At 35.3% G+C, this 17448-nt stretch carries 16 protein-coding genes and 1 other annotated feature; of the genes, 5 read left to right on the top strand and 11 right to left on the bottom strand.

The window, feature by feature from the left end; genetic code table 11:
* On the bottom strand, nucleotides 1-396 hold the full coding sequence (gene dhaM / locus AB3I12_RS03450; RefSeq protein WP_010736909.1) for a dihydroxyacetone kinase phosphoryl donor subunit DhaM: 396 nt from the start codon (nucleotides 394-396) through the stop codon (nucleotides 1-3).
* Between the two features lie 203 nt (nucleotides 397-599).
* Here dhaM and AB3I12_RS03445 point away from each other — a divergent pair, with 203 nt between their 5' ends.
* Nucleotides 600-920, top strand: coding sequence for a putative heavy metal-binding protein (locus AB3I12_RS03445; protein WP_034699311.1), 321 nt, complete (start codon nucleotides 600-602; stop codon nucleotides 918-920).
* A gap of 458 nt (nucleotides 921-1378) precedes the next feature.
* Here the strand turns inward: AB3I12_RS03445 and AB3I12_RS03440 are convergent, their stop codons facing one another.
* The 3 genes from AB3I12_RS03440 to AB3I12_RS03430 all read right to left on the bottom strand — a co-directional run bounded on the left by AB3I12_RS03440 (nucleotide 1379) and on the right by AB3I12_RS03430 (nucleotide 3807).
* Complete coding sequence (locus AB3I12_RS03440) at nucleotides 1379-2173, bottom strand: hypothetical protein (protein ID WP_231105529.1); 795 nt, start codon at nucleotides 2171-2173, stop codon at nucleotides 1379-1381.
* The gene (locus tag AB3I12_RS03435) at nucleotides 2145-2474 is read right to left on the bottom strand and encodes a hypothetical protein (RefSeq protein WP_063626475.1); all 330 of its coding nucleotides are present in this window, start codon (nucleotides 2472-2474) and stop codon (nucleotides 2145-2147) included. Before AB3I12_RS03435 ends, AB3I12_RS03440 begins: the two co-directional genes overlap by 29 nt.
* An 88-nt stretch (nucleotides 2475-2562) precedes the next feature.
* Nucleotides 2563-3807: a hypothetical protein gene (locus AB3I12_RS03430; RefSeq protein WP_063626474.1), complete on the bottom strand. Its 1245-nt coding sequence runs from the start codon at nucleotides 3805-3807 to the stop codon at nucleotides 2563-2565.
* 1626 nt (nucleotides 3808-5433) lie between these two features.
* Between AB3I12_RS03430 and AB3I12_RS03425 the strand changes: the two genes are divergently transcribed.
* Nucleotides 5434-5598: a YqaE/Pmp3 family membrane protein gene (locus AB3I12_RS03425; protein WP_368015525.1), complete on the top strand. Its 165-nt coding sequence runs from the start codon at nucleotides 5434-5436 to the stop codon at nucleotides 5596-5598.
* 1251 nt (nucleotides 5599-6849) lie between these two features.
* Here AB3I12_RS03425 and pepV read toward each other — a convergent pair.
* Nucleotides 6850-8268: a dipeptidase PepV gene (gene pepV / locus AB3I12_RS03420; RefSeq protein WP_063626473.1), complete on the bottom strand. Its 1419-nt coding sequence runs from the start codon at nucleotides 8266-8268 to the stop codon at nucleotides 6850-6852.
* A gap of 147 nt (nucleotides 8269-8415) precedes the next feature.
* Here pepV and AB3I12_RS03415 point away from each other — a divergent pair, with 147 nt between their 5' ends.
* From AB3I12_RS03415 to AB3I12_RS03405, 3 genes are all read left to right on the top strand, one after another.
* Nucleotides 8416-9264 carry an NAD(P)H-hydrate dehydratase gene (locus AB3I12_RS03415; protein WP_063626472.1) on the top strand — a complete coding sequence of 283 codons (849 nt, stop codon included), beginning with the start codon at nucleotides 8416-8418 and terminating at the stop codon, nucleotides 9262-9264.
* 2 nt (nucleotides 9265-9266) lie between these two features.
* Nucleotides 9267-9698 carry a thioesterase family protein gene (locus tag AB3I12_RS03410; RefSeq protein ID WP_063626471.1) on the top strand — a complete coding sequence of 144 codons (432 nt, stop codon included), beginning with the start codon at nucleotides 9267-9269 and terminating at the stop codon, nucleotides 9696-9698.
* 132 nt (nucleotides 9699-9830) lie between these two features.
* Nucleotides 9831-9998 (top strand): hypothetical protein, encoded by a 168-nt coding sequence (locus AB3I12_RS03405; RefSeq protein ID WP_010720280.1) that lies wholly within the window; start codon nucleotides 9831-9833, stop codon nucleotides 9996-9998.
* 132 nt (nucleotides 9999-10130) lie between these two features.
* Here AB3I12_RS03405 and AB3I12_RS03400 read toward each other — a convergent pair whose 3' ends face one another.
* The 6 genes from AB3I12_RS03400 to AB3I12_RS03375 form a co-directional block, all read right to left on the bottom strand.
* Nucleotides 10131-11951 carry a DUF6056 family protein gene (locus tag AB3I12_RS03400; RefSeq protein ID WP_063626470.1) on the bottom strand — a complete coding sequence of 607 codons (1821 nt, stop codon included), beginning with the start codon at nucleotides 11949-11951 and terminating at the stop codon, nucleotides 10131-10133.
* A 1058-nt stretch (nucleotides 11952-13009) separates the two neighbouring features.
* Complete coding sequence (locus AB3I12_RS03395; RefSeq protein ID WP_178286916.1) at nucleotides 13010-13723, bottom strand: type II toxin-antitoxin system PemK/MazF family toxin; 714 nt, start codon at nucleotides 13721-13723, stop codon at nucleotides 13010-13012.
* 1086 nt (nucleotides 13724-14809) lie between these two features.
* Complete coding sequence (gene rplT, locus AB3I12_RS03390) at nucleotides 14810-15169, bottom strand: 50S ribosomal protein L20 (protein WP_010720283.1); 360 nt, start codon at nucleotides 15167-15169, stop codon at nucleotides 14810-14812.
* Nucleotides 15170-15223: 54 nt separating this feature from the next.
* Nucleotides 15224-15424, bottom strand: a complete 201-nt coding sequence (gene rpmI / locus AB3I12_RS03385) for a 50S ribosomal protein L35 (protein ID WP_002289309.1) — start codon at nucleotides 15422-15424, stop codon at nucleotides 15224-15226.
* 71 nt (nucleotides 15425-15495) lie between these two features.
* On the bottom strand, nucleotides 15496-16020 hold the full coding sequence (gene infC, locus AB3I12_RS03380; RefSeq protein ID WP_010720284.1) for a translation initiation factor IF-3: 525 nt from the start codon (nucleotides 16018-16020) through the stop codon (nucleotides 15496-15498).
* Nucleotides 16021-16064: 44 nt separating this feature from the next.
* Nucleotides 16065-16190: a sequence feature (ribosomal protein L20 leader region), on the bottom strand.
* A gap of 183 nt (nucleotides 16191-16373) precedes the next feature.
* Complete coding sequence (locus AB3I12_RS03375) at nucleotides 16374-17279, bottom strand: magnesium transporter CorA family protein (RefSeq protein WP_010736889.1); 906 nt, start codon at nucleotides 17277-17279, stop codon at nucleotides 16374-16376.
* Nucleotides 17280-17448 lie beyond the last annotated feature (169 nt).

Genomic DNA, 17448 nt, shown 5'->3' with positions numbered 1-17448 from the left:
TCACGTCCACCCTTTCTTTCCCGCATTCTGTGCTTCCGTTAGTATTTGTTGAGGATCATCCGTGATACCTGCTGTGATCGCTCCAGCAAAAGCCCCTTCAACAAGTGGCGCATCCACAAGGTAGTATTTCTTTTGTTGGTCTTCATCCAACATTTCCTTGGCCATTTCAGCGTTCAAAACCGCACTCCCGATATCCGCAAACACAAAATACATGGCGGAATCAGCTGATTGGTTGATCGCATCGATGATTTTCATCGGATCAGAACCAATTCTTCCCTCTACTCCTCCTAAGGAAAAAAGTAACACATCTTCTGATTGTTGCATCTGTTCAATCATTTCTTTGAGTCCATCCGTTAACTGTTGACTATGGGAAACAAGTAAGATACTTTTTTTCATGCCATTTCTCCTTCTTCCTTTTGTGGTCACGCCAAGTTTGCGCTTTCATTCTTTTGATCATCAACTACATTCTTTTGCATAGTTCCAGTATATAATAGAATGTCCATTTTTTGGAAATGATGCGCTGTAATTGACTAGCTAATTCCAATTGCGACTTAAAAAATAAATTTTGATATACTATTTTTAAAGAAAGGAGTGATCGAATGATCATTACAACAACAAACAACGTGGAAAATAAAGAAGTAACAGCATATAAAGGCATTGTTTTTGGTGAAGTCATTACTGGAATCAACGTATTAAAAGATATCGGGGCAGGATTTCGCAATGTTTTTGGCGGACGTTCAAAAAGCTACGAGGATGAATTGCTTGCTGCACGTGAAGAGGCCTTAGCAGAAATGCAAGAGCGTGCTCGATCATTAGGTGCAGATGCAGTCATTGGGATGAAAATGGATTATGAAGTATTGGGGAGCGATAACGGAATGCTAATGGTCACCTGTAGTGGGACAGCGGTGACATTAAACTAGTTCAGACATGAGGTTGTGAAAAGAGTGTCTTGACCTGAGCGCTCACCAAGTAAAAACTGCGACGAGTAATCGCAGGAGCATTAAGGATGAAAATCTCGAAACAGCTCCTCATGTTTTGAGATTTTTTGACTTATCGCCGAAGGTCAGCTCTTTGAACGCCGTTTATTCGTTTTTAGAGATACTAGAAGAGACTGAGATAGAACTCTCACTTAAAAAATATTCCGAACCTGTTCTACCAATACACCGATTCAAAAAACAGATTGATATAAAATAAGGTGTTTCCTAAAAAATATACGTAAAAACGTTAAATTTTAGGGAACACCTATGCTATTTTTCCCTAAATTTAATTGATTATCCAAGTAAGATACTGCTATCTAATTATTTATGTACGTTGCTCTTTTCATCAATGGATTATTTTCTGTTTTACTATCTATGATTGCTGGCATTTCACCATCCGATTATCCTCTTGAAGTTCGATTCGTTTTATTGCTATTTTGCATTTGATCTTGTTTATCACCTCGGTTGCTGAGCTTTTCTACCCGCTGTTGAGCATTCTCTTTTAGTTGGTTTATCTCTTGCTTTCTCACTGGAAACTCTTCTTTAAATTTTTCATGTTTTCCTTTCCAACCTTGTACATTTCTTTCTAAGTCCTCAACCTTTTGCTCCATGACGTTTAATTTCCCACTAATTTTTTCAAGTTGTTCTCTTCTGTGTTTATTAACATCTCGTAGTTCCTTTGTCTTATCTTCAACAACGTCATACTCTGCTGACAGTTCACTAAGTTTCGCTTTAGGAACGTTAATTTCACTTTTCACCTGATCACAGACAGCTATATTCTTATCTAAATTCGAAGTAACCATTTTTTCTAAGTTACCCTTCTGATTAATATCTTCAATCAGTTGATTATTCGTATTTATAATATCCTCAGTAACTATTTTTACATTCTGTGTTAATTTAGTTTTTTCTCCTGTAAAGACGTTAAACAACTTCCGTACAAAAGAATTGTTGAAATAAGTGACGGCTTGGTTCTTAGTAACGAGATCCGTATCTAGTTTTTTTAATCTCGTATTTACCTTCCCAATATATGTATCTACCTCACCTATTTCAGCTATTTGTTGATCGCCATTTTGAACAGGCGATAGCTTTTGCTCTATTTGGCTAATCTTATCTTTAAATTGGGATTCAAATTTATTTACCTTTTTCTCTAAATCATCAATTAGAGGATTATCGAGTTGTTCTGATGCTGCAGCCATTCTCTCCAGAGTTTTTTGCTATGCTGATTTTATATTGTTTACTTTTTTTTATGTCTTTAGAAACTTTTTCTTTAATTCTTTTATTGTTCTCTAATGCATTATTGTATTGTTTTTGTGAACCTTCAAAAGCTTTTTGATTCGGTATAGTTTTCTCATCTGTAAACTTTTTTGCTTCTTTAAAATTTCCCTTTAGAGTTTCTAACTCCTGATCGCTGTACCGTGCGGTTGATGGTACTTGAGTAACTTTTTTTATCGTGACTTTCCATATTTCATTCCACTCCTCTGTTTTTCGTACTAACATATGTAATACAAGCGTATTATGAGTTTATTCATGTTATTTACTAATAATTTTTTTGTTTGAGAATTTTTGACGATGCCTTGCTAAGTTACTATGCCCTTGAATGTTTTTTACTATTAAGCTTCTGACCATTTTGCATGTTTAATGAGTCCGATTGATCCAAGTATATAGTAGCTTTTTGTTGTGCTTGATTAATCTTTTTACGGATTTTTTGAGGTTTCTTCGAGTTGTCGTTAATTAGTTTTCGGGCTTCAAGTTGTAGAGGTTCTATTCCATCCTTTAGCGTTGTCACCTTACTAATGATTTCAGCATATACTTTCATTGCATAAGGTTTAACTGCTTTTACTTTTTCCCTTTCTACTTTATCTAACTCTTTTTTGAACATTTTTATTTCTTTTTCTAAGCCTTTTTTTACTTGTTTTGCAATTTCATCTGTAGATTCTATTGTCTTAAAACGTTCCTTAAGATCTTTCGGAAAGCGTGCCTTAAGTTCTTCTGGAAAACGTTCCCCAAGTTTTTCCTGAAAGCGTTCCTCAAGTTTTGCCTCAAAGCGTTTCTCAAATTCTGCTTCCCAATCCTTAGTTTTCAAGGTTGTTTGCTGTATGGGGTTCCTTGGTTGCTCTTTTTTTCCAGTAAAAAAATCAAGCAAGCGTTTAAAGAATGACGGTTTCTCACCAACTTTACTACTTAAGCTATCTACTAGATTGTTATTTACGGGTTCTAAGGAAGATGTCTTCAATTTACTAAGCTGATTCTTTCTTTCTTTTTTTATTTCTTTTTTTATTCCTTCTTTTATTTCTTTTATTTCTTCGATTTCTTCTTTTATGTCTTCTTCTGTTTCTTTTTTTATTTCTTTTAGTTCCTTAATAACATCCCTATTTGGAAACAAGTCTTTTATAATATTTTTTACTCTAGTCTCTGATTCCTTGATTTGTTGATCTATTTCCTCCTTTTGCTTCCGTGCGTTAGGACCGAACTCCTCGACTTCTGGATCTCGCTTACTATCGTCAATTTCACTTTTTGGTTTTATTTCCTGTTTTATTTCCTGTTTCTTTGGTTTGGAAGGCATCACTTTATATTCTTTTAAAAATTCATCCACCATTTCAGCGTGTTTATTTTCTGCGGCTACATGTTCAGCCTTTGCAACAACAGTCTTATCTGAAAAAGGTTGATATGTTTCCATATAATCCAATACCTGCCATGCACCATTAACTTTATTTTGTTGTCGGTCAATTTCTTTTATAGCTTTATCCATCGCTTTTTTCTTTTCAGCTTCTGCGGCTACTTCTGCAGCTGATTGCTGAGTTATTCCTTCCTGAAAAACTGGCCTTCCCATTCTTATTTCACTCCTTCGTATATTGATAAATTAAGCGTAACATGACAATAAAAACTTTATTTTTTAATAATTTCTTTGTTTGGAAATTTTTAAAATAGTTTCATTCTTCTAGAATAAAAAGACACTTCATCGCACCATTAAAAATTCTGAGAGATCAAACTAACGTTTTTTGAAACAAGTAGCATTTAGGATCCTCTATCTGTACTTACTCGTCAGCATTTACCAATCGTTGACTTCACCTCCGAAAGCAAACAAAAAAATCAAGAAGATCAAAAGCAATTTTTGCTTTTCCATTCTTGATTTTAATGCCAATCCTATATTTTTCTTATTTACAGATTCAAAAGATGCTCCTTCAATAACAGACCACTTTTTTCTTCAGTAATCTCTTGTATCACTTGATACGTATATCATATCTTAGTAAAACATCAAGCAAGATACCGCCACATATTAGAGAGTACAAAATTTTATTCTCTATAATGTATGTACTTCTTTGCCAATTGATTGATTCGTTTGGTTATGTACTTGTTGAGATTGCTGGTTGCGATTTTTGTTATTTTTTAACAACTCCTTATTCCAAGCATTCGTTACCAATATTCTATACTTTTGATAATCAACAGATTTTTTCGGTGACTGATCCACTTTTTCTGAAGGTTCCTTATCTTTAAGTTCCAGCATCACCCAAAAACCCAATTGTTCTTTTATCTTTGGTTGTTGCTCCTTAATAAATTTTAAACTTTTCTTTATTTGAGCAGCTAGTTCATCATTAATCTTTGGTTGTTCTTCTCCTGTTGGATACTTATTTTTCAGCTGTTTCAACTGGCTTTTTAAATCTGCCAATCCATTGTTAACATGATCAACTTCCTTTCTTGCCTTGATAAAAATTCTCTCAGCCTGCTCATTCTTTTCTGTTTCAATCCTTTTTCGCTCAATGAGTTCCTTTATTTTATTCTCAAAAGTTGTCGATAACCCGCTTTTTTTGGCAGTGTACTTTTCTCTAGCTTTTATATGTTTTTTAGTAAATCGACTAAGAAATCGTTTTACTCTCGGCTGATCGCTATTAGTCATTTTTTTCGTTGATTTTTCCCAATCCTTATGTATCTTCGCAATTTCTTGGATAATTTTTTTCACAGAATGACTTGCCTTATCACGCTCTTGTATCGTTAAGTCATATAATTGTTTAAAGTCACTGGAAAAGATATTTTGAACTTTCATATCTAATTCGGTGCTTTTATGGACTAAATATTGATACAAACCAGGTGCATTTAATTCTTCAATACGTACATTTTTATTTCCCAATTCAGCCGAAAGTTGATTGGTAAAAATATTTTCTCTTTCATTCAAATGTTTGCTTTTAGCATTTTGTTCCCTTCTTTCATTTGTTTGATTTACTGTTTCGATTACTGTTTGATCTATCGCTTTGCTTATCAGACGAATAAATCCTTGTTGATCTTTACTTTGTTCTTGCTTACGGTATTCGTCTATTTTTTGCAGATTTTGTGTTATACCTCCCACGGTACCTTTAACTTCTTCTAAATTCTTCTGTAAATTTTCTATTTTTTTCGTTAAAGCTTCCCTATTTACCTTTTTTGGTATATTTTCCTTTACTATTTCATAATTCTGATTTAAATCATTCAAAGTGGATCCTATATTTGCACACTTTTCTTTCCACCCCTCAAATATTTCATTACTAGAGAAAACTTCATTAAGGATATTCTCATTTCTTGTGTAACCTGTTTGTGCTTCTTCTATTTTAGAAATCATAGTATTAATTGTAGCTTTTTTTGTATCTAACTCTGTTCGCAATTCAGCCTGTTCCTTAGTAAAAAAATTAATGATTTTTCTAAAGAACGACTGATCAATCGCTTTAATTTTCGAGTCTATTTTTTTAGCATCTGATTGTAGAGATAACTTTTCAAAATAGCTATCCAAAAAATTTTCTTTGGCTTCATCACGTTCTCTTATACTATTTAAGATATTTTTAATTTCTTCGTCTAGTTTAGATAACTTTGTATGTACTTCTTCCTTTTTACTTTCTAACGGGCTTAATTTGTCGATAACTTCAGTTTCTACTGTCTCATAAAGAGAAGAATCTTTTTGTTTAAAAAATTCTCGTTCTTCATCTACTGATAATCTACCTTCTTGGACTATTGATTGAGTTTCTTGCTTACTTTCTGGTATCCTCGCTTCTGCATGATTAGGAGAATGTTTTATTTTTGCACGTTCTCTTTTATCTTGAATTTCTCTATTTGTTTCTTTCATAATATGTAAATCCCACTTTGCTTTTAAGTAGTCATTCTCTGCTTTTCTTGCTTTATCATTATGAGGATGGATGGAATAAGCATCATAAGTTGAGAAGAGCTGTGCTACCAATTTTTTTTGCGCCTTCAATTCTTCACGACTATATTCCATATCTGTTGCTTTAATTGGGCGTCTTAGCATCGTTGCTAACTTTTCCTCTTCTTTCTCATGAATACGAGTTGCGTTTTTATAATTTTCTCCGTGAGGATAGGTAGCGTGACTATCCATTGTTTTATAGGCGTTCTCTACTATTTTTTTTTGCTTATCAATCACTGCTTTTGTAAATCCTCTACCTTCTGCTATTTCTGTCATTAGATCCCCTTCTCTTATTTGATTAATAATCTGAATGTAACACAAATGTAGAGTTTTTTTAGCCAAAAATTTCTAAATAACAGATTTTTTGTTCTATGCTAATGATATTTATTCCTAGCGACTTTCTTTATTGATGAGAATCGCTGAACCAATAACTGTTTTTTGTCTTTATCTCCTCATCATTAACTACAAATATTATTTTTTCCTTCATAAAAAATATCACTCGTTTGTTTTTTGGAACAATCTTCGATGTTGAATATTTAGAATATTATTTAGCAAGTAAAAAGGATGTGATTTTTCGCCTCATCAAGCAAAAAATCACATCCATATCATGTTAGAACATCTTTTTCATTCACTTTTCCAACGATCCTTTTCAAAAATTATCTTTTAGAACAAGGATAGCCGCTGAATCAGCATGAGTTTCGTTCACTATTACTTCGCCAAACGGTAGATAGCATCTGCATAAATGGCAGTTGCTCTGAAAAGGTCATCCAGACTCATAAATTCGTTGGCTTGGTGCATTGTATCTGTATAGCCTGGGAACATTGCGCCGTAAGCTACACCACGTTTCAATAGTCGGCCATAGGTTCCGCCACCAATGATTTGTTCATAGCCTTTTTCGCCTGTATGGTCTTCATAAACTTGCAATAAAGTTGCTACCAATGGATCTTCCATTGGTACATAGTGAGGTTCCATGACGCGTGCGCCACGAGTAACTGTTGCTCCTTCTGCTTTCATCGTTGTTGCAATGTCATTTTCTAAGCCGTCAACGGTAACCCCTTTTGGAAAACGGAAGTTCATGTTGATATAGTTATCTTCTTCTGACCCATTTTCTTTAAAGGCAAACAATCCAGCGTTCATGGTTAATTTACCCATTTTTTCGTCTTCATGGGCAACCCCTAATTTTTCTCCATAAAAATCTTCATGGACATAGGCTGCTGCTACATGGATGAATTGTTTAGCAGAACCGATAAATTCATAATCGTCTAAGAATAATGCTAAGAATGAACCGGCATTGATCCCTGATTGAGGACTTGCACCATGTGCGCCCTTTCCGATCAATTCGATTTTCACATAGGTATTATCCGCTTCGATCGAACCACTTACTGGGTTTGCTTCAACAAAACGATAAAAAGCTTCTTCCATTTGGATCGCAGCTTCTACATTTGGTACTTCAAGAGTCGCTGTTGCTGTTCCAGGCACCATGTTTTCACGTAAACCTGAAGTAAATGTCTTCAAGACATAATCTCCTGCGTTATCTCCTTGGAAACGTAGTGCGAAAGAAACATTTCCTTTTTCACCATTGATGATTGGAAATTCTGCATCTGGAGAAAATCCAAAGTCAGGTTCTTCTTCATGTTCAAAGTAGTAAGCCATGTCTGCCCAACCACTTTCTTCATCGCTACCAACTACAAAACGAACTTTTTTGGATAATTCCAAGTCAAGATCTTTGATGATCTTCATGGCATAGTAAGCAGCCATGCTCGGTCCTTTATCATCACTAGAACCACGAGCAAAGATTTTCCCATCTTTGATTACTGGTTCATAAGGATCTGTATCCCAACCATCCCCTGCTGGTACTACGTCCATATGACCAAAAATCCCTAAAGTTTCATCGCCTTCACCAAGATCAATATGTCCTGCATAGTTGTCAACATTTTTTACGACAAACCCATCACGTTCGCCATAAGCCAACATATGTTTTAGCGCATCTCGAGGTCCAGGTCCAAAAGGTGCATCAGGAGTTACTTTTAAATCATCCCGTTCACTGTTCACACGTAAAAGATTTTTTAAATCTTCAAGTAGTTCTTCTTTACGTGCTTCTACTTCTTTTTGCCAATCGATTGTCATAAAATCAATCCTCCACTCATTAAGTCTACCTGTCCATCATACCATAAATCCTGCCAAAAAAACGTGCAAAAAAATTTGTGGTTCCTTATCCAAACGGTATTTTATTTAAAAATACTCAGTTATAATACAAGAAAGGAGGCGGAAAAATTGTTAATAGATAGCGATTTATTACAAAAAGTAATTCAACCACGCCCAGAAAAGTCACATAAAGGAACATTCGGTCGTACTGTCTTGATTGGCGGTAACCATCAATTTGGTGGTGCGATCATCATGAGTGCACTAGCGGCTGTACACAGTGGCGCAGGATTAACGACTGTTGCTACGGACCAGTGGAATCAAGCACCACTTCACACGCATTTACCTGAAGCCATGTGCATCGACTGGCAAGAAAAAGAACAACTGTTAGCAGTGATGGACACGGCAGACGTTCTATTGATTGGTCCAGGATTAGGGGACTCCTCATTGAGTTTAGAATTATTAGCATTCACTTTAGCACATCAAAAAAGCCATCAGTGGTTAGTGATGGACGGTTCAGCATTAACATTATTCGCTAAAGAAAATCTAACCCTCCATTTTCCCGAGCAAACTGTTATGACTCCTCATCAAATGGAATGGCAAAGAGTAAGCTCACTTAAGATCGAGGAACAAACACCTGAGAACAACCGCAAGCAGCAAGCCAAATTAGGCGCAACGATTGTTTTAAAAAGTCATCGAACCACGATCTACGGGCAACAAGAATGTTATCAAAATACCACGGGCTCTGCCGCAATGGCCACTGGAGGTACTGGTGATACATTAGCTGGTATGATCACTGGATTCTTGGCACAATTTCCTAAAAACGATGAAACGATCGCAGCAGCTGTCTACCTGCATAGTTTTATTGGAGATCAACTGGCAAAAAAACAATATGTTGTTTTACCGACACAAATCAGTCAAGCAATCCCTCAATGGATGCACTATTTTAGTCAGAAAAATGATGGAAACAAGGAGTTCTAATGATGGAAAAATTTACTGGGTACATTCGTGAGCCGTTTTACTATGAAACCGATCAAATGGGGATCATCCACCACAGCAACTATATCCGTTGGATGGAAGAATCTCGTGTTGCTTTATTGGATCATTTAGGTTTCAGCTATACAAAAATTGAAAAACTAGGGGTGATCATCCCTGTTTTAGAAGTCACTTGCCAGTACAAAGAAATGATTCGTTATGGTGAAACTGTTCGTATTTTGCCTAAAATCGAACAATATAGTGGCACAAGATTAAATTTTAGTTATGAAATCTACGGTTTAGATGACGGAAAATTACGAACAACTGGCTCTAGCAAACATTGTTTTTTACTCGCTGACAATCAGAAGTTAACCAAACTTGAACGGGTAACTCCTGCATTAGATCGCTTATTCCACGAGTATGCACAGTTGGATAGCTGAAGAATAGTATTTAACTCTTGTATTTTTTAGGATTTCCATTACGGATTTTCTTAAAAAAAATCAAAAAAGCTGCCTTTTTTCTTGTGTTGGCTTGATTCATCCGTATAATAAAATAAAAAGCAGGTGATCATCATGTATGTTGTGAAAGTATTGCACGGTTACATTGATAAAACAGGCTGCCGCACAAGAGAAAAAAATCCAGATAACTTATTGATTTTCAAAGAAAAAAAAGCATCAGAAGCTTTTGCTAAATCGATCGGAGGGCGTGTCAAACAACTGCACGAAGTACGCCCTGATTGAAATAAAACCTCAATCATTAGTTAGTCAACATGATTGAGGTTTTTGCTTGTCCAAAAAATTTCTTTAAAAAACGAGCTTACCAAAAAGAGTGATCCTTTTGGTAGGCTCGTTTTTCTTACTATTTTCTCTCTTCTATCTTGAGAGGGTTAGTTTGTCACCAGTTAATTGAATATTAACAGCATCTACTATTTTTCCTTCTTTTGACAAAACAGCAATATTTATGCCCGCTTTATTTCTTGCAACATTTATATCGCCCACTTTTATCGCAGCAAACTGTTGGTCAGCATACGGTGTAAAACTTGAAGATACTGAGATCTCTTTCCCATTGATTTCTTGGCTAACAGAATTATAGTTCTTTGTCTGTGAAAATTCAGGATTTTTTCCTAACAGACGGATACCCGAAAAATTCCAAGAACTTTCTGAATCCCCATTTTTAAACTCAGGGAACAGCTTACGGATCTCTTCAGCTAACTGCTGGTTCATTTGTGCCTTATCTCCTGCACCTGCCATCACAACCAAATGATCAGTTTGACTTAATGCTTCAAAATAGGTGTTAGCATTCCAAATACTCATCCATTTTGGATCTCCCTGTTGATAGATTGTTTCCCAAGCCTCTTTTGGTACTGAATGAATGGACTCTAAACCAAAATATTTTGCATTCGCTCGATTGACTTGTTTCGTTATATCCGTTTTTACGTGGGATAGTCCTCCCGAGTAAGCAGTATGACCAGTTTGATTATAAATCGTAAAGTTGGCAATCACCGGATTCAAATTTCCTTGTTTTTTTTGCTCTCTGACGTAATGGTATTGTTGATTGATCTCTCTATAAGAAAGTGCTATGTCATTGACTCCTAAAGCAAAAGTAAATAGAAATTGGGTAATCAATACGCCACTAATCACCCCATAAAACGCTCCCTGGGTAGATTTCAACACTTTATCTGGCCATTCAAACGCCATCGCCATAATGATAAATAAAACACCACCAAAAAATGATCTTCCCCAATCAAGTCCAGCTGGTGAAAGAGATAATACATAGATCGTGGCTATCCCTGCAAAGAGATAGATATAGGATAGTCTCAACCATTCTTTGTGTTTACTAAAGAAAATTCCCAACACGATCAGAACCGCCATCAACACAAAAAGAGCTAAACTATTTTCATATAGCGTTTTTGTGATTGAAAAAACGCCCGAATACAATTTCCGAGGTAAAGACCACTGGCTACGAGCAAAATAAGTAGCTCGAACAGCATTTCCAGGGGCTGTTACCATCATGTATAAGCCAAAAATTGCTCCTAACAATCCTGTGAACATCCATGGTCGTAAAGGCTTTTTCTTTTGATAATAAAAATAGAGGTAGCCAAGAACGATCAAGATCATCCCACCAGAAGTGTTTTCATTACACCAGCCAGCTAAGATTCCTAAAATGAGTAGCAATATGCTATTTACTATAGGATTAAAAGACAATTCTTGCTCTTTCTCATAATAGCGGTGGTAAAGAAATAGGAAACTGACAACGATGATACCTCCCCATAAATAGTTAGCAGCACCAGTTTCCCATAAAATTGTTTGACCGAAAGCTGGGACAAATAACCATAAAAATACATTAATTAAAAAATATTTGAAGGAATAAAACGTAGTATTATCTTTTGTGGTCATTTTATAAATCAATAATGTCAATAAAACATAGATCAGTGGATTGACCAAATTAAATACTGTTTTAGGCATCAACAAAAATAAACGTGCAATGATATGGACAACGGATCTTCCCGTCCAAGTCATATATTGTGTGTATTCATCATGTAAAATAGACGAAAAACTACTTGTTTTATACATATACTCAATATCATCCGCAATTAACGGTGTCAAAAAATTTAAAACAACCATGATAACATAGGCAGAAATAAGAACTAAAATTTTTTTATTATTGCGGATAGTCTCTTTTATTTGTTTCACTTCGCTCCTACTTTCTTCTTAAATTTTGCTATAAAAAGGGTTCCTGTGATTCACAAAGAAAATTATAGCATTTTTTGATTCAACTTACATTCTTACTTTTGTATTCGACTGCCACATAGATCAAATAAGGAAACAACCATCAGTAATCATGAATGCGTGTTATGTACGAATAATCAAAGGACTAACCCTATTCTCCGCCCCTGAAAAAGGGAGATAAAGACCAAGCACCTGACCTGTTCGTTATTCGAAAAAAGACATCATAAGCAAGATTATCGTAATAGCAAGAGGTCGTGAAAGAAGCGTTCAGCTCCGAGCGAATAAGAGAGGATTTTTTAAAATAGCTACTCATATTTTAGAAAATCATCGCTTATTGTTGAGGAGTTGCTTCTTGAACGCCGTTTAGCAAGAGGTCGTGAAAACATCGGGTAGCTCTGATGACAATAAGAAAGAATTTTTTGAAACAGCTTCTCATGTTTTGAAAAATTCAGGCTTATTTCAAGGAGCTGATGTTTGAACACCGTTTAGCAAAAGGCTGTGAAAGAAACGACTAACTCCGAGCAAATAAGAGAGGATTTTTTTAAATAGCTCCTCATATTTTAGAAAATCATCGCTTATTGTTGAGAAGTTGCTTTTTAAACACCGTTTATTCACTTTTAGAGACACCCGAAGAGACTGAGGGGATTTTTGGACTCCGAGGAAAATAAGAAAATACTTTTCGAAATACTTTCTCATTTTTTGAAACATTAAGGTTTATTTCAATTTGCCTATGTATAAACACCTTCTAGAACAAGAAATCGTGAAAGAATCTTTTCTTCTTTCTGTTCAAATTATTCTAAGATTTCTCTTCACCCACATCATTTTTCATAGCGCACAAATTTTTAGAACATAAATAAATCCCTTATGCTAAAAGCACAAGGGATAAAAAATCTTTTACACTTCATTCGTGTAAGGGTCCCATCAAAATTAAATTGATGCACCGAAAAATAGTATTATTTGTATACGGTTAATTCTTATTTACAAATTAATTGTATTTTCTAAATTCTTTTTTGTCAAGCCACTTATAAACCTTCTTGGCTTCTTCTATTTAATTCTTTTAATCTAAAATTTTCTTCTTGTAAGAGTTTGATTTGCTCATTCAACTTCTCCACATCTTCTTTAGCTTTTTGTTTACTTTCTGCTATATCCTCTTCCATCTGTTTCAATAAAAAAGGAGTAAGATACTGAGATATTTTTAAAGATATTTCGTCTAACTTTGCTCCATCAGATATCAGTCCGTGTCTTTTCAATATTCTACTACGACTTATATATCTTAGTTGGTCTATTCTAATAGTAGAGTTATACAATAAATTACCTTGATTGTTAGTTTTTTGTTTTATTTGTACTAACAATGGATTATTTATATCTTGATAATATCTAGGAGATGAGGTTATAGGAGCGACTACTAATCCTTTAATTCCAGCTTGTAACACTACAGCATTATGGTCAAAAGTTAATTCTTCCCCGAATCCTCCAAAAAAATCAACAAAAACTATTTGTCCTCTTTGAAATTTTTGTCGCTGAATACCTTTTAAAACGGGTATTCCTTGATGATTAATATAGTTTGAATATCCATAACACCATTTTATTCCATCTTTCATCTTCATATTTTCTACTTGCTTGGTCAATTTATAATGTCTGAAAGAGATATCGCTCATTAATTTTTTATCAGAACCTACTTTTAATTCTGCTTGGTATTGATTTGAAGCTACTTGTTTATAATACTGTCTATCCATAAACATATTCACAACCTTTTAATATCTTAATTAATATTTTGGGTTTCACATATGCAAGCCTGTTCTCTACATAGGCATACTCTTTTTCGAGAAATTTTCAAAAAATAACGGTATATTTTTTATTCAATCGCTTGTAAAATCCAGTCACTTAACTCCTGAATCTCCAATTTTTATCTTAGAATCTAATTATTTACACGATTTTCCGCCAGTCAATATTTCCATCTTATTTCTTTTATTCTTTACTTTGTATTGAAACTTTATAGATTGATTTCATAATTTACAATGTTTATTAACGATTCGTCAGTTGTATGTATTGGATTATTCTTGTTATACATCCATCCTTCACTTGAAAATTAGACCACACAGGAACGCTCTGCTTTATTTTTTCATCAATCCTCCCATTATTTAATAATTTTTTCGTATACTAAACATCTCTTTAGAAGCAATAAAACAAACAAACGTTCCTATAAATTTTATCATAAGAGCGCATTCATTTCTATGTTTAAATGTGAATAAATTATCAATCTACGGTTTAGTTAGAACTCTTTATTCTATGAGGTTGAGACAAAAGTGTTTAGCAACAAGAAATAAGAAGGAGATTCCGAGAATTGACAAGAAACACAAACACTAGCTTTTGCTGTTGATTGTTACTACTTGATGCTTCTCATATTTCCAGTAAATTTCGGACTTGTTTTTTGAAGATGCTACTTTTGTCTCACCGTGAACAAGAGGTCATGAAAAGAGCATCTTAACCTAGGTAATAAGGATGAAACTTACAGCTCCCTATCTTTTATGTTTCATCCTTATTGCCGAAGGTCAGCTCTTTGAACGCCATTTAGCAAGCGACTGTGAAAGAAACGACTAGCTCCTCTCTTATTGTTGAGGAGTTGTTTCTTGAACGCCGTTTATTCACTTTTAGAGACACCCGAAGAGACTGAGGGGAGTTTTGGTTCAGTCTCCTGTCTTTAAAGATACTAAAGAAAAGATGACCTTCTATTTTTGAAAAGTCTGGGTCAATTCTGTGACAAAAGAAAAACCCCGCTCGATAAAAGCGGGGTATACGTTGGTTTAACAACGTTTATTTGATTATTTAGCTAAAGCATCTTTAGCTTGGTCAGCTAATGCAGTAAATGCTGCTGCATCGTGGACAGCTAAGTCGGCTAACATTTTACGGTTGATGTCGATTTCAGCTAATTTCAAACCGTGCATCAATTTTGAGTAGCTCAAGCCATTCATACGTGCTGCTGCGTTGATACGAGCAATCCACAATTTACGGAAGTCGCGTTTCTTTTGACGACGATCGCGATATGCGTAGTTGTATGAATTCATTACTTGTTCTTTTGCTGTTTTAAATAAAGTGTGTTTTGAACCGTAGTAACCTTTTGCTAATTTTAGCATTCTTTTACGACGTTTACGAGTGACTGTTCCACCTTTAACACGTGCCATGTTTAATTCCTCCTAATAAAAATAAATCTTCAAATTTCGATCTTTTTGTTTTTTTTATTTCATTTTTGCTAGTTGTTGGCGAATACGTTTGAAGTCGCCACTAGAAACCATGCTTGCTTTACGCAATTGACGGCGTTGTTTTTTAGTTTTACCGTGGAAACGGTGACTTGTAAACGCGCGGAAACGTTTTAATCCGCCTTTACCAGTACGTTTGAAACGTTTTGCTGATCCGCGGTGTGTTTTTTGTTTTGGCATGACTATATTTCCTCCTCAAAATCTTTCGTTATCCGACTATCGACTGTCCAACAGTCAGTGAGTCATTCAAATTACTTACTGTCGTTTTTCGGTGCCAGCGTCAAGAACATGCTGCGTCCGTCCATTTTCGCTTTTTGCTCAACTGTCGCAATATCAGCAGTTTCTTCAGCTAAGCGATCCAAGACTTTTTGACCAATTTCTTTGTGGGTAATGGCACGGCCTTTGAAGCGGATAGAAGCTTTCACTTTATCGCCCTTCTCTAAGAACTTACGTGCATTACGAAGTTTTGTATTGAAGTCATTCACGTCAATTGTTGGACTTAAACGAACTTCTTTAACATTGATCACTTTTTGTTTTTTACGCGCCTCGCGGTCTTTCTTTTGTTGCTCGAAACGGTATTTTCCGTAGTCCATGATTCGCGCAACTGGTGGCTTCGCACTTGGGGCAACTAACACAAGATCTAAATTTGCTTGTTCTGCAATTTTCAATGCTTCTGCTTTTGTCTTAACTCCTAATTGCTCACCATCTGAACCGATCAATCGTAACTCACGTGCACGAATGCCGTCGTTAACCATCATATCCTTTGCTATGGTCATTCACCTCCAAATATTATGAGAGAAAGAAAAGCGTGCCGAATATTCGGCAATAAAAAAAACGAGTTCTCTTCCAGAACCCGCACGTACTTCACCTAATTCAATAGATGAAAACTATCTAGCCCAGTGACTGAATCAACTAAGGCGAGAAGCGGGTGCTTCTGCTTTTATTTCTCAACTTCAATAGTATAGCAAATCTATATTTTTTTGTCAATCTTTTTCACTAGAGACTCTCGAAACATTCCCTAATCAGTTAATTACTTTAGTTATATACTTGTCCAAATAAAAAACTTTTAGCTATCGAAACACACCCTTCATCAGACACTCAACTTTTTTGGTGACCGTCTTCCTTGAAACTACCGAATCCTACGCCACAATGCGATCAGCATCCAAACTGACAATATCAGACTGATGAATAAGGCGATCCCCCAACCAAAGACAGAATGTGTAAAAGGCAATTGTAGATTCATACCGAAAAAGCCTGTCACAATGGTAGGAACGGTCAGAATCAATGACCAGACTGTCAAAAATTTCATCGTGTCATTTAAGTTGTTGTTCAACAAATTATTATACGTTCCCGAAAGTTGATCAAGGATCTGGGAGGCCAAATTGGTCATTTCCACTGCCTGTTTTGCTTCAATCAATGCATCATCCAATTGTTCCTTCTCTTTTTCAGTGAGCTTTCGATAAATCGCTAATGCTTTGATTTGTTCTAATAATACGACATTTTGTTTTGTACCAGTCACTAGATAAACTAAACCAACTTCGAGGTCAGATAAAGCTAGTAAATTGCGGTTCGTAGTTTTTTCTCGCAACTTTTGGTTTAAGCGTTGTCGTTCACTATTCACTTCTTCGATCAACGGGAAGAAGGAATCTGAAATCAGAAAGAGCGTACGAAAAAGTAAACTGTATACATTTATCTCGGAATCCCGATCTAAGATTGAACGAATCAGGCGAATCACATATTCTGTATTTTGAGTCGTAAATGTAAATAGACCATTTTCTTTTAGAATAAATGCTACTGGACTTGTTTCATAGTGGTTTTCGATTTTTTGTTGATGAGGAACATTAGTGACCAAAAGTAAAATATCATCAAGAGTATCATATTCCACACGAGCTCGTTCATTTTTATCTAAAGAATAGGTAAGCATCTCATCACTAATGCCATACTCTTCCTTAAGATTTTTGATTCCCATTACATCATCTCTAGGCACATTCAGCCAAAAATTTTGATCAAAATTAAAAAAATGTTTTTCTCTCATACCGTCCCCTTCTTCCTGTGCTGATAGATTCATTAGGTATCTCACGACGATTCTTCTAAGTATTCTTGGCGAATTTACAAATCGTTAGCACTTCTGACCGCTGTCTCGCTTTTAAAAATAAATAAGCCGATGAAAAGCGAAAATAGCTCTCCTATTTTCAATTTCTTCG

Source organism: Enterococcus sp. C65, assembly GCF_040887165.1.
Taxonomy (GTDB): Bacteria; Bacillota; Bacilli; order Lactobacillales; family Enterococcaceae; genus Enterococcus_B; species Enterococcus_B hirae.
The sequence above is the reverse complement of the archived record's forward strand: the minus strand, read 5'-3'. Positions and strand labels throughout refer to the sequence as shown.